The following is an 11,845-nucleotide window of genomic DNA, read 5'->3' on the forward strand; positions in this document are numbered from 1 at the left end:
ACATAATATTCTATGGGAGGCCGGGTGGGGGAGCGGGCCGGTGCCGCCTTCGCCGTCAGGCGGAGAAAATCAACGCCCCTGGCTGCGCCAGCGCTTGACGACGCGCTCGAGGATTTCGGCTTCGCCGCCGGTTTCGCGCCACAGTTTCGAGAAGAGCGGATCGCCCGAAGCCGGCCGCTTTTCCTCTTCAAGCGTGTCGAGATAGACGCGGATCGGGATCGACACGCCTTCGCCGCAGACGATGCATTCGCGGTTACGCAGCGCCGGGATCGAATCGATGAAGCCGCGCGCGCCTTCGGGCATCGCGGCCTTCACATAATGCTGGTCGCGTTCGTTGTTGAGGCGCATCGAGATGATCGTGCCGCACTGCGACAGCACGCCTTCGGCCAGATCGGACGGACGCTGAGTGATGAGCCCGAGCGATACGCCGTACTTGCGGCCTTCCTTGGCGATCCGCTCGAGGATCTTGCGCACCGCCTGACCCTGGCCGGTATCCTTGTACGGGATATAACGGTGGGCTTCCTCGCAGACGAGCAGGATCGGGCGCTGCGGCTCGCCGCGCGACCAGATCGCATAGTCGAAGGTCAGGCGCGAGAGCACCGCGACGACGACGCCGGTAATATCCGACGGCACCCCCGACACGTCGATGATCGAGATCGGCCTCCCGTCCGATGGCAGGCGGAAAATCTTGCCGATGAAGGTGGTCATCGTGTCGGCGACGAGCATACCCGAGAACATGAAATTGTAGCGCGGATCGGCGCGCATTTCCTCGATCTTGCCCTTGATGCGCATGAACGGTGCGCTCGACGTCGCCTTGTCGAGCTTGCCCATCTCGTTTTGCAGGATGTTGAGCAGGTCGGAGAGCAGATAGGGGATCGGCGAATCGACCGTGATCTTGGTCATGCCTTCGGCGAGCCGGTTCTTCGTCCGTGCCTGAAGCAGGCAGCGCGCGAGCACGTCGCAATCGGCCTGGCGGTAGCGGCCCTCGGCAGTGACGAACACTTCGCAATGCTCTTCGAAATTCATCAGCCAATAAGGCATGGCAAGGTTGTCGACATCGAACAGCGCGCCGATACCCTTGAACGCCGCCGAATATTCGCCGTGCGGATCGATCATCACGATATGGCCTTGCGGCGCGAGTTCGCAAATTTTGTGAAGGATCAGCGCGGCGCTCGTCGACTTACCCGTACCGGTCGACCCGAGCAGCGCGAAATGCTTGCCCAGCATCGCGTCGACATAGAGCGACCCGCGAATATCCTTGGTCGGATAAACGGTGCCGATTTCGACATGCGCCCGCTCGTCGGCGGCGTATATCTGCTTGAGGTCGGCGCTGGTTGCCGCGAAAACCTGGCTGCCCGGGATCGGGTAGCGGGTGACGCCGCGACGGAAATTGTGAATGCGACCGGTGATCTTTTCTTCTTCGCCTTCGCCAAGGAAGTCGATCGTCGCGAGGATCAGCCCTTCGCCGCGTTCGTGCAGTTGCTGGTCGCGGATGCTGGCGATCAGCCAGATATTGCCGACACGGACCTTGACCTGCGCCCCGACCTGCCCGGCCATCGCCACCGCGGAATCGCTGGAGGAAGCCAATTTGCCGATCGCCGCGGCATCGAGCAGGATGCGCGAGGCCGAGCCCGAAATATCGACGACTTCGCCGATCATCAGATCATCGCGATGATGGTTGGTCACTGGGGCAACCGGCGCCGCCACGCCGCCGCCGGCAAGACGGACGTGCTGTGCCGCGGTCAAATCCCCGGCGCTGAATCCGCCGCCCTGCATATCCATGTATCCGCCCCGCCTATTGTGGTCCCGGGTCGGGTATCGCAGGTGAGGGTAAATAGGCCGTGAATGATAGCTATCGACGCCGGAAGATCGCCGACGCACCGTAGCCAAGCAGCAGCGACAGGAATACGGCCGAAAGGCCGTACAGAAAGCCATGCCGCTGCGCCGCGAGCGCGACAAAGCGTTCGAACCCGGCCTTGCGGATCTGGACGTCGCGCGAGGCGACCGCAAGCACGCGCCCGCGGCTGATCAGATAGGTTTCGGCGCGGTACGTGCCAACGGGAACGCGTGCCGGCACCGGGATGCGCGCGCGATAGAGCACGCCTTCGGTGATTTCGACCGCGGCGGGATTTTCGACGAACAGACCCGAGCGGCGATAGAGGTCGGTCAGCCCCGCCTCGAAGCGCTCGAGCTTCCTTGCCTCCGAAAATCCGCTTGGCGACATCGACAGATTGGCAAGGCCGAGTTCGAAGATCGCCGCGGTCCGCTCGTCGACCAGCTTGTCGATCGGACGCGACGAGCCGATCGCGTAAAAGCCCGGTGACGTGCGCAGCCGGATGCTGCTGGCATTGACCCAGATGCCCGCGACGCGGCGCTTCTCGCGCAGCACGATCGGGCGCACCGGGCCTTTAAGCACGACGACGATGTCGGCGCGGTCGTCCGGCAGGCGCTGACCGGGATAGAGGATCGCGCCGAACAGCAGCAGCTCCTCGCCGGTAAAGCTGTACTGAATGTCGATCGCGCGGCTCGACACGTCAGGCACCAGCCGCGGGTCGGCGGCTTGGGCGGCCGCCGGCAGCAGCAGCGCAGCGAGCGACAGGAGCAAGGCGCGCGGCGCGCTCATTGCACCGTGTAGATTTCTTCGGGACGGATGAAGAGGTCGACCCCCATGCGCAGCGCGACGAGCAGCACGATCGCCGCGAGCGCCATGCGCAGATATTCGGGCTTCACCTTTTGCGCGAAACGCGCGCCGAATTGTGCGCCAATGACGCTGCCAAGCAACAGCAGCCCGGCGAGCACGATGTCGACGGCACCGGTGGTCAGCGCGTGGACCATCGTCGTCGCGATCGTCACGAACAGGATCTGGAACAGCGACGTGCCGACGACCACCTGCGTCCCCATGCCGAGCAGATAGAGCATCGCGGGCACCATGATGAAACCGCCGCCGACGCCGAGCAGCATCGTCAGCACGCCCCCGACCATGCCGAGCAGCAGCGGCGCGAGCGGCGAAATATAGAGGCCCGAGCGATAGAAGCGCCAGCGCATCGGCAGGTTCGCGACCATCGGATGGTGACGCCGCTTGCGCGCGGGCGCCGGCAATCCGGATTGCGCCGCACGGTAGCTTCCCCACGCCTCGCGCCCCATGAAGGTGCCGACGATGCCGAGCAGCGCGACATAGAGAATATTGATCACCGTATCGATCTGGCCCCAGGCGGTGAGCAGCTCGAACAGCCCCGCGCCGATCAGCGATCCCAGCAGGCCGCCCGCCACCAACACGCCGCCCATGCGCAGGTCGACCCCGTCGCGCTCAAGATGCGCCATCACCCCCGACACGCTCGCGCCCGTCACTTGCGTCGCCGCCGATGCCGCGGCAACCGTCGGCGGGATGCCGTAAAAGATAAGCAGCGGTGTGGTCAGAAAGCCGCCGCCGACGCCGAACATGCCCGACAGGAAACCCACCCCGCCACCGAGCAGGATGATGACCAACGCATTGACCGACAGATTGGCGACTGGGAGGTAAAGATCCATGGGCCCCGACGAACGTCCGCAGCGCCGGATCGGCGCCGATTCCTGAGACCCTAGACCATTTTTTCGGGTCGGGGAATCGGCTGCTTCGGCTAAATTTTCAGCCGGTCAAAAGTCGCTCGCGAGAGTCAGCGCAAGGCCGCTTGCGGGGCGCGCATCCCCCGCGACGCGCTGGCGCCAGTCGAGCGCGATACGGCTGCCCTCGCCGACGTCGGGCAGACGCAGCGTCAGCCGCGGGCCGACATCGACGCGCGCCGCGCCGGGCTGCATCGCACCCGCCGCGAGCGCGCCGAGGCGCAAGGACGTTTCTTCGGAACCAAGGCGGCGATCGACGATAATCGCCGCATCGGCAAAGCCGTCGCGCCGCCGCGTCCCGACGACACCCGCCTGCGCATAGGCGTCGAGCCGGAAACCGGCAGGCAGCGCGACATCCGAGACACCGCCGCTGGCCATGATGGCAAGCGCGGTCCGTCCCTCTTTCCCTGCCGCGACGCGCTGTTCGATCGCGAGATCGACCGGCAGATGCGCGAGCGGGGCAAAGGCGAGGCCAAAGGCAAGCTCGCGCTGCTGCGGCCGCTGTACCGCGATCGTTGCACGGCCATAGGCGCGGATGCGGCCGGCGTCGCCAAACCCATAGGCAAGGCGAAGCCCGGCCTGACTGCCGCCAAGCTGGCTCGCCCCGCCGATGGTTTCGGACGCATTCCCCGATCCTTCGCGCAGATAGAGCCAGCTGCCGAGCGACCAGCTCGAAAGCTGTCGCTGCAGCCAGAACGGCTTGCCCTGCCCCGGATCGGCGCGCGCGTCGGGTGCGAACGGGAACCATGCCGGCCCGCCCGCGCCAAGCGCCGAGCGCGCGCCGCCGCCTGCGGGTGGCGGCAGCAATCGCGCCATGAGCGCCAAGCGAAGGCTGTGACGATCGGCACCGAAACCGCCCGAAACCGGTTCTTCTCCAGGCGTGAGCGGCTCATCGGCCAATCGAGCCCCCTGCACGGCGGAACTATGCGACGCACGCACGCGCAGCGACGGTAAGGCACGCATCGGCACCGCGGCCGCGCGCGACGCGATGGCCGGAACGCTATCGCTCGCGGCAAAGGGTGACGGCACCGCCCAAGGCATGGTGGCCGGGTCGGGGGGAGGCGCGACAGCGGGGTTCCAGACGATCATGATCCGCACGGCGATCCAGCCGCCGACGCACAGGAGCAGGAAGCGCAGCGCCGGCGCGTCGCGCCGCGCGTCGACCCGGCGCGCCATCACCGCGCCACCGTCCTGGCAAAAGCGTCGTCGTAGGTGGTCTCATTTTCCAGATGTTCGGTCTTGTCCCATATGACTTCGCCCGATCGCAGCATTCGCCAATAGAGACCGATCGCGCGCCGCGCCGCGAGCATCGCGATCACATTCGAAAAAAAGGCGCGCGGCAGCGAAAGCATCGCCTCGCGCAAGCCGTACCAGCGCGCCGTGAAATGTCCGCGCATCGCCAGTCGCCAGCACAGCATGACCGCATTGAAGGCGAGAAGCAGCCGCGTGCCGTCGCCCACGATGATCGCATTCCAGCCGAGCAGATACTGCCCCGCCCAGCCTAGCGCCGTCAGCAGCGCCCCGACATACGCCGCAAGGAGAATGAGCGCGGCGAGCGGCGCGCGGCGGTCGCGCCACAGCATCCAGCGAGCGATCCAGGCACGGCTCGCACCAAGATCGGCGTCATCCCGTCGCGACCCCGGCCAGCCGAGATGATCCCATCCCGCCAGCGCGATCCCGGCGATCCATCGCGATTTCTGCCGCACCGCCTTTTCGGTCCGGCCCGGAAACGCACCCCGCGACACGATACGGTCGCCCGCGGGTCCGACCGTGTCGACAAAGCGGGTTCCAAGACCGTAGGCGCCGATCACCATGCCGATCTCGTAATCTTCGGTCAGGCTGTCACAGCGAAAGGGTTCGCCGCCGCGCTCGATCGCCAGCAGCGCGAGCGCAGTACGCGTCAGTGCGCAGCCAACCCCCGCCGATGGAAGTGGCAGGCCGAGCCGCGAACGAACGACCAGTTCCTTTCCGTGCGCTTCGGCAAATTCGTCGCCATAATGGCCGCCGACCCAGCGCTCATCACGCTTGATCAAGGGCACGACGGGAATTTGCACCATCGCATTTTCGCCGAGATAGCGGCGATAGAGCGCGAGTTCGCCCCGATGAACATGATCCTCGGCATCGTGAAGGACGATCGCGGCAAAACGAACGCCCTCGGCGCGCTCGTCCTCGGCGAGCGCCGCCCACAGCCGGTTGAGATTGTCGCCCTTGGTCGTCGGCCCTTCGCGGCTGCCGACGACAAGCCGCAGCCGTCCGTCGCGCGCGACCAGCGGCGACACAGCGAAGAGTGTCTCGGCGTCGTTGGGATAGCAGCCGACGTAAAGCCGGAAATCCTCGCCCTCCCACGCGCCAAGCGTCCGCTGCAGCATCGCGGGAAGCGCTTTGGCCTCGTCCCATGCGGGTACGAAGATCGCAAAGCGTCCCTCGACCGGCGGCGCGGTCGGCGTCAGCGACGGTCCGCGGCGGCGCGTCGCCAGCCACAGCGCGTCGAAAAGCAGATCATCGAGTCCGAACAGCAGGATTCCGACCGACGCGAACAGCATCAGTTCGTGGCCGGCACCCAGCACCAGCCATTCCAGCCATGCGGTTGACAGCTCCACCCTAGCCCCGCCCCCACTGATGACCTAATGTCATCCACACCGATAGTGCTAGTGAATGAGTCCCATTTGTAAAGTCGGGCGCTTACGCCCGGATGATCGTCAAACAGTCTGACCAACTAAGGAAATGATTAACCATGAATCGCAGTAATCCGTCCCGCTCGGCATTGCGTGACTTTCTCGCAAGCGAAAGTGCCGGGGGGATCCTGCTGATTTTCGCAGCCATATTGGCGATGATTGTCGCCAATTCGTCGTTCGGGGCCGTTTACCACGACGCAATCCATGCCGTGACCGGGCCGGTGCTCACCGACAAGCTCGGCCCGATGACCGTCCATCTGTGGATAAACGACGGGCTGATGGCGATCTTCTTCCTGCTCGTCGGGCTGGAAATCAAGCGCGAGTTCGTCGACGGACGGCTTGCGAGCTGGGACCGGCGGCGGTTGCCGTTCATCGCCGCGGCGGCGGGCATGGCGGTTCCGGCGGCGCTTTACATGATTTTTGCGGGCAGCACGCCGGGGCTCGCGCAAGGCTGGGCGATCCCGGCGGCGACCGACATCGCCTTTGCGATGGGGGTGCTCGCGCTGCTCGGCAAGCGCGCGCCGACCTCGCTCAAGCTGTTCCTCGTCACCGTCGCGATCGTCGATGACATGGGCGCGGTGGCGATCATCGCGCTTTTCTATACCGCAAAGATCAACATCCTCGCGCTCGGTGCGGCGGCGGCCATCCTCGGGGTCATGTTCGCCTGCAATCGCACGGGCGTAAAAAGCCTGATCCTATACATGCTGATGTTTGCGCTGCTCTGGTACGCGATGCTTCTTTCGGGTGTTCATGCCACGATCGCGGGCGTGCTCGCCGCAATGATGATCCCCTTCGAACGCACCCCGGGCGCGCCCGACAGCGCGACCTCGCCATTGCACCGGCTGGAGCATGCGCTTCATCCTTGGGTCGCCTTTGCGATCGTGCCGCTGTTCGGCTTCGCCAACGCCGGTGTCGATGTCAGCGGGCTGACCGCCGAGCAGATTTTCGCGCCGCTGCCGCTCGGCATCGCGGCCGGCCTGTTCATCGGCAAGCAGATCGGCATTTTCGGCAGCGTGTGGCTGTCGGTCAAACTCGGCATTGCGGGCCGGCTGCGCGGCGCGACCTGGCTGCAAGTCTATGGCGTCGCGATGCTCTGCGGTATCGGCTTCACGATGAGCCTGTTCATCGGCGGGTTGGCCTTTCCGGGCGATGCGCTGCTTGTCGAGGAAGCCAAGATCGGTATTTTGATGGGATCGCTCCTCGCGGCGCTGGTGGGCTTTGCCGTGCTGCGTCTTGCACCGCTCCACCAGCAACATGGCGCCGTCGAAGCGCAAACGAATGGCGAGATTGCGGCCGATGGCGATGTGCGTGACACGTCCGAAAGCGGCAGTATAGCGACGCAATGATACGCAACCTCATCGCCCTGTCGCTGATCGCCGCCTTGCCCGGCTGCGCCGCAAACGAGACGAAACCGCCGGCTGCGAAGGCGGGTATCGCCACAGTCGACGTGCGCCGTACTCCGGCTTCGGCCAAGGCGCTCGACGATATCGCAGCAGCCTATCTGAAGCTGTCGCTCGAAATCGGGACGCACGAGCCGGGCTATATCGACGCCTATTACGGCCCGCCCGAACTACAGAAAGCCGCCGAGGCGACGGCGCGCGATAAACCCGCACTCCTCGCCGCAACCCGCGACCTGATGGCGCAGGTCGATCTTGCAGCGCGGCGCATCTCCGACCCGCTCGCAAAACGCCGCGCCACCTTCCTCCGCGCCCAGCTTCGCGCCGCCGAGACGCGATTGTTGATGATGCAGGGCACGCGCTTCGCCTTCGCCGACGAGGCCGAGCGGCTGTTCGGCGTCCGCCCGCGGCTGAAGCCGCTCGCGAGTTACGACCCCGCGCTGAAGCAGATCGAAACGCTCGTCCCCGGCGACGGCCCGCTCGCCGACCGCGTCGAAGCCTATCTCGACGCCTTCACCATCCCCAAGGAGCGGCTGCAGAAGACCTTCGACGCCGCGGTCGCGCGCTGCCGCGGGCGCAGCATGGCGCATATCGCGATGCCCGAGGGCGAAAGTTTTCGCCTCGAGTTCGTCACCGGCAAGAGCTGGAGCGGTTATAATTATTATCAGGGCGGCTATCACAGCCTGATCCAGGTCAACACCGACCTGCCAATCCGCCTGTCGCGCGCGCTCGATCTCGGCTGCCACGAGGGCTATCCGGGGCATCATCTGCTCAACATGAAGCTGGAGGAAGGGCTGGTCAAAGAACGCGGCTGGGCCGAATTCAGCGTCTATCCGCTCTACAGCCCGCAAAGCCTGATCGCCGAGGGCAGCGCCAATTACGGCATCGACCTCGCCTTTCCCGAAAGCAGCAAGGCCGATACCGAACGCGACGTGCTGATGCCGATCGCCGAAATCGCGGTGCCGTCGGACGATCGCTACTGGCAGCTGCTCGCGGCAATCAAGCGCGCATCGGGCGCGCGGCTGACGATCGCGCAGCAATATCTCGACGGCGTGATCGACCGCCCGACCGCGGTGGCGCTCACCCAGAAATATATGCTCGTCTCGCCGCAGCGCGCCGAACAATCGGTGAGCTTCACCGACCAGTATCGCAGCTATATGATCAACTACGGTCTCGGCGAAACGATGGTGCGCGCCTATGTCGAGCGCGGCAAACCCGGCCGCGACGAGATGTGGCGGCGCATGGCAAAGATCGTCAGCGAACCGACGCTGCCTTCGGATTTGCTCGCACGGTGACGCACGAGGCGGCGGATCACTCCGCCGCCATCGCCATTTCGACGCGCTGCGGGCCGCGGATGACGCCGCCCGGCGTCGGACCCTGCATCGCCCCGTCGCGGAACGTCACCACACCCGACTTCACCGTCGCGACATAGCCGTCGGCCTTTTGCAGCAGGCGCTTGCCGCCCGCGGGCAGGTCGAAGGCGAGCCACGGCTTGCCGAGCCTGATCGTGTCCATGTCGATGACGTTGAGGTCGGCGAGATAGCCCGGCGCGAGCACGCCGCGATCCTCGAGGCCATAGAGCAACGCGGTGTCGCGGCACTGGCGCTTCACCGCATGTTCGAGCGCAACGCGAGCTCCTTTGCGGTCGCGCACCCAATGCTGGAGCATGAAGGTCGGCGAAGCGGCGTCGCAGATCGTCCCGCAATGCGCGCCGCCGTCCGACAGGCTGTTCACCGTGTCGTCCGACGCCTGCAAATCCTCGAGGAAATTGAGGTTGCCGTCGCGGTAGTTGAGGATCGGGAAATAGATGAACCCCTTGCCATCATCCTTCATCAGCAGCTCATAGGCATATTCGGCCGGCGACACGCCCGCCGCCAAGGCGCGCGCCATGATGCTTTCGTCCATCTTCGGCTCATAGTTGAAGTCGGGGTCCATTTCGAAATGGACCGGCCAGCCCTCGGCGACGATCTTGAGGAAGTCGAGGATGTCGCTTTCGGGCCAGACATTGACCTCTGCGATCATCCGCGCCTTGAATGCTGGATCCTTGAGCTTCGCGAGCTGCTGCTCCCACGGCAGGTCGATGATCTCGTTCCACGCGGGCTTGAAGCGGAACGGGTGCACCGTTCCCTGCCACGCCATGATGATGCCGTTGCCGCGTAGTGCGATCTGCGCGACAATGTTCGCGCCGGTCGCATTCTGCTTCCGCATTTCCGAAATCTGCTCTTCGAGCGGCAGTTCCTTGGCGATCGACTGCAATGCGGCAAAGGTCACCGGCAGCCCGGTTTCGCGGCTCAAATCCCCCATCCACTGGAACTCGTTCCACTCGCGCTTCATGTCGCTCGCCATTTCGAACACGCCGTAACCGACACGCCCCATCGCGCGGCCGATCGCGATCAGTTCCTCGGCGGTCGCGGTGGTGCCGGGGACGAGTTCGCCGTCGATCGACTTGTGCAGCACGGTGCGGCTGGTCGAGAAACCGAGCGCGCCGGCGCGGACGCCTTCCTCGACGATCCGCGACATTTCGGCGATGTCCGCGTCGGTCGGGATCGCGCCGGGCTTTTCGCGGTCGCCGAGCACATAGGCGCGCACCGCGCCGTGCGGGACGTGGCACGCGACATCGACGGTGCGCGGCAGCTTTTCGAGCGCGTCCATATATTCGGGGAAAGTCTCCCAGTCCCACGACATGCCCTCCGCGAGCGCGGTGCCGGGGATGTCCTCGACGCCTTCCATCAGCGAAATCAACCATTCGTGGCGGTCGGGTTTGGCAGGCGCAAAACCCACACCGCAATTGCCCATCACGACGGTGGTAACGCCGTGCCAGCTCGACGGCGCCATTTCCTGGTCCCACGTCGCCTGCCCGTCATAATGGGTGTGGACGTCGACAAAGCCGGGGGTCACGATCTTGCCGACGGCGTCGATTTCTTCGCGCCCGGCGCCCAGATTCTCGCCGACCGCGACGATGCGGTCGCCATCGATCGCAACGTCGGCGACAAAGGGCGCTCCGCCCGAACCATCGACGATTGTGCCGCCGCGAATCACCAGATCATGCATGTCCGCTCTCCCAAGTCTTTTGGCCTGATTTTTTGGTTTCAGGAGAAAACCTATCATCAAAATTGCGATATGCAAATAAGCGCGCGATGCTTGCGACAAAGCGCTATGATGACGCGGCCAAAGCAATGGGAGTCGATGCCATGATCCGCCCGCTTACCCTCGCCCTCCTGCTCGCCGTTTCGGCGACGCCGCTCGCTGCCAAAGAGGCTGCTGCCCCAAGCTACAAGGCCGCGCTGGCCGACCCGGCGCGGCCCGCCGCCGACCGTGAACGCGACGCGGCGCGCAAGCCCGCCGAACTGCTCGCCTTCGCGCAGATCAAGCCGGGGCAGAAGGTCGGCGATTATGTGATGGGCGGCGGTTACGTCACCCGGCTGCTCGCCGCCGCGGTCGGCCCGTCGGGCAAGGTCTATGGTTTCCAGCCCGCCGAATTCATCGCCTTCAAGAAACAATATGGCGACGATCAGGCCGCGGTCGATGCCGCTTATGTCAATGTCGATGCGGTTGCCGGCCCGTTCGCCGCTCCCGCTTTTCCCGAACCGCTCGACACGATCATCACGGTGCAGAATTTCCACGACCTGTATCTGAAACCCTTCCCCGTCGGGACGGGCGACAAGGCGAGCGCCGCGCTGTTCGCGGCGCTGAAGCCCGGCGGCACGCTGGTCGTCGTCGATCATAGCGCGGCAAAAGGCAGCGGCACGACGCTGTCCGACAGCCTGCACCGTATCGACAAGGATGCCGTGGTCGCCACGCTCACCCAGGCGGGGTTCAAGCTCGAAGCCGAAGACGACCTCTATCGCCGTCCCGCCGATCCGCGTAGCGCCAATGTCTTCGATGCGGCGATCCGCGGCAAGACCGACCAGTTCACCCTGCGCTTCCGCAAACCGGGATAAGAAATGACCAGCGACGACGAAGATTATGTCTATGACGAGGCGAGCGGCGAATGGCTGTCCGCTAGCGACGCGCGCGACCGCGCGGCCACCGCTGCGGCCGGCCCCATGATCGGACAAGGCGAGCGCGCGCTCGGGGCGGCGCACCGCCCGTCCCGCCGCCGCCAGCCCGGCGAAGGCTTGCGGCGAAGTCACCTCATGAAGCAGGTGCAGGTCGATATAGAGCAGAGACTCG

Annotated in this window: 9 protein-coding genes and 1 pseudogene; 3 read left to right on the forward strand and 7 right to left on the reverse strand. The window is 65.2% G+C overall.

Annotated elements, in window-relative coordinates:
* Nucleotides 1-69: 69 nt before the first annotated feature.
* From ACREBX_RS10255 to ACREBX_RS10275, 5 genes are all read right to left on the reverse strand, one after another.
* On the reverse strand, nt 70-1,659 hold the full coding sequence (locus tag ACREBX_RS10255; protein WP_431561653.1) for an ATP-binding protein: 1,590 nt from the start codon (nt 1,657-1,659) through the stop codon (nt 70-72).
* Nucleotides 1,660-1,852: 193 nt separating this feature from the next.
* Nucleotides 1,853-2,623, reverse strand: coding sequence for a TIGR02186 family protein (locus ACREBX_RS10260; protein WP_431561645.1), 771 nt, complete (start codon nt 2,621-2,623; stop codon nt 1,853-1,855).
* Nucleotides 2,620-3,528 carry a sulfite exporter TauE/SafE family protein gene (locus ACREBX_RS10265; protein ID WP_431561646.1) on the reverse strand — a complete coding sequence of 303 codons (909 nt, stop codon included), beginning with the start codon at nt 3,526-3,528 and terminating at the stop codon, nt 2,620-2,622. Before ACREBX_RS10265 ends, ACREBX_RS10260 begins: the two co-directional genes overlap by 4 nt.
* A gap of 105 nt (nt 3,529-3,633) precedes the next feature.
* Nucleotides 3,634-4,779 (reverse strand): hypothetical protein, encoded by a 1,146-nt coding sequence (locus tag ACREBX_RS10270; RefSeq protein ID WP_431561647.1) that lies wholly within the window; start codon nt 4,777-4,779, stop codon nt 3,634-3,636.
* On the reverse strand, nt 4,776-6,200 hold the full coding sequence (locus ACREBX_RS10275; RefSeq protein ID WP_431561648.1) for a glycosyl transferase family protein: 1,425 nt from the start codon (nt 6,198-6,200) through the stop codon (nt 4,776-4,778). Before ACREBX_RS10275 ends, ACREBX_RS10270 begins: the two co-directional genes overlap by 4 nt.
* 134 nt (nt 6,201-6,334) lie before the next feature.
* On the opposite strand from ACREBX_RS10275, the gene nhaA reads away from it, so the two are divergent.
* Together nhaA and ACREBX_RS10285 are read left to right on the forward strand one after the other, a co-directional pair.
* Nucleotides 6,335-7,621 (forward strand): Na+/H+ antiporter NhaA, encoded by a 1,287-nt coding sequence (gene nhaA, locus ACREBX_RS10280; protein ID WP_431561649.1) that lies wholly within the window; start codon nt 6,335-6,337, stop codon nt 7,619-7,621.
* On the forward strand, nt 7,618-8,967 hold the full coding sequence (locus ACREBX_RS10285) for a hypothetical protein (protein WP_431561650.1): 1,350 nt from the start codon (nt 7,618-7,620) through the stop codon (nt 8,965-8,967). The genes nhaA and ACREBX_RS10285 overlap by 4 nt, the downstream gene beginning before the upstream one ends.
* A 16-nt stretch (nt 8,968-8,983) precedes the next feature.
* Here the strand turns inward: ACREBX_RS10285 and ACREBX_RS10290 are convergent, their stop codons facing one another.
* A complete protein-coding gene (locus ACREBX_RS10290; RefSeq protein ID WP_431561651.1) occupies nt 8,984-10,723 on the reverse strand; it encodes an N-acyl-D-amino-acid deacylase family protein in 1,740 nt (579 codons plus the stop codon).
* Between the two features lie 140 nt (nt 10,724-10,863).
* Between ACREBX_RS10290 and ACREBX_RS10295 the strand changes: the two genes are divergently transcribed.
* Nucleotides 10,864-11,613, forward strand: a complete 750-nt coding sequence (locus ACREBX_RS10295; RefSeq protein WP_431561652.1) for a class I SAM-dependent methyltransferase — start codon at nt 10,864-10,866, stop codon at nt 11,611-11,613.
* A 105-nt stretch (nt 11,614-11,718) separates the two neighbouring features.
* Here ACREBX_RS10295 and ACREBX_RS10300 read toward each other — a convergent pair.
* Nucleotides 11,719-11,845: pseudogene (locus ACREBX_RS10300) on the reverse strand (aconitase family protein); the annotation flags it as partial.

The sequence above is a fragment of the Sphingopyxis sp. genome (genome assembly GCF_050725655.1).
GTDB lineage: Bacteria > Pseudomonadota > Alphaproteobacteria > Sphingomonadales > Sphingomonadaceae > Sphingopyxis.